Genomic DNA, 1,078 nt, shown 5'->3' with positions numbered 1-1,078 from the left:
TTGGAAAGTCTATAAGATTTAGAGGAAAATGAAATTAGAGATTAAGAGGAGTTGGAAGAATATAGAAACTGTATTAAAAATTGGATACAGCTCATCAAAAGAAAGAAATTGAGGAGAATAAAATAACGAATGTTTAAGAGGGATTTAAGGGAATCCAATCATCTAAGGAGAATAAAATAACTCAACTCCCGGTAAGATGAAAGTGTCTATCTGCATCAAGGAGGTTGCCATGTTTGGTTTGGGATTACCAGAAATGGGAGTGATTTTGTTAGTTGCTGTATTTATCTTCGGGCCGAAGAAGATTCCCGAGTTAGGAAAAACTATCGGTCAAGCACTAAAAGGTTTCAAAGATGAAATGCAGAATGATTTAGAAACCGACAGCGATAACCCAGAAGTTAAAAAATCTGAGGGAAATTAAGCATGAGGGATGAGAAATTGAACTTTTGGGATTGATTCTCATCCCAAGCTTCGAGATATCCTTAAACCTGCGACGGTTTCAAGTTTGTAGAATAGGGAGCAGAAGCCGTTCCGTTTTGACCAGTCGGTGAATCCGAAATCGGATTGCGGGCCTCGATTAGACTAATTGCCCGAGTCACACTTTCCGGTAAAATCACCACCAAACCGCCTTCGGGGGCGCGATCAAGGGTGGTTTCTATCGCTTCGGTTTCGTTGAGGATGGTTTCATAGCTAACTCGGGGGTCAGGAACTCGACTCAACACCTGTTCAATCCCTTCGCGAATTAAGTCTGCCGCATTGCCCCGTTCTCGACCTCGCGTGTCATCATCTTCTTTGATCACAATTTGGTCAAACATCTCCGCCGCCAATTTGCCTAACGTCACAAAATCTTCATCTCGGCGATCGCCAGGGCCACCAACAACGCCAATCCTAACCCCCTGCCAATTGCGAACAAATCCAGCTAAGGCTTCATAGCTAGCGGGATTATGAGCATAATCAATCAGGGCGTGAGATTTACCCATATTAAACAGGTTCATCCGTCCTGGGGTTTGAGAAGCCGAAGCGACAAACGTCGATAAACCCTGTTGAATATGTTCAATTTTGATAGATCGGAAGAGCACAC

General features: G+C 43.3%; 2 protein-coding genes. One reads left to right on the top strand and one right to left on the bottom strand.

Annotation, left to right across the window (positions count from 1 at the left end):
- The first annotated feature begins 229 nt into the window (after window positions 1-229).
- Window positions 230-418, top strand: coding sequence for a twin-arginine translocase TatA/TatE family subunit (gene tatA / locus M595_RS27815; RefSeq protein WP_009786034.1), 189 nt, complete (start codon window positions 230-232; stop codon window positions 416-418).
- Between the two features lie 61 nt (window positions 419-479).
- Here the strand turns inward: tatA and M595_RS27810 are convergent.
- Window positions 480-1,078, bottom strand: a 599-nt coding sequence (locus M595_RS27810) for a glutamate ligase domain-containing protein (RefSeq protein ID WP_040484789.1), incomplete at its 5' end; no start/stop codon positions are given.

The organism is Lyngbya aestuarii BL J (assembly GCF_000478195.2).
In the GTDB taxonomy this organism is placed as follows: domain Bacteria; phylum Cyanobacteriota; class Cyanobacteriia; order Cyanobacteriales; family Microcoleaceae; genus Capilliphycus; species Capilliphycus aestuarii.
The sequence above is the reverse complement of the archived record's forward strand: the minus strand, read 5'-3'. Positions and strand labels throughout refer to the sequence as shown.

Bases quoted from the DNA above. Each gene is read 5' to 3' on its own strand.
- tatA (WP_009786034.1), top strand. From the start codon at position 230: ATGTTTGGTTTGGGATTACCAGAAATGGGAGTGATTTTGTTAGTTGCT.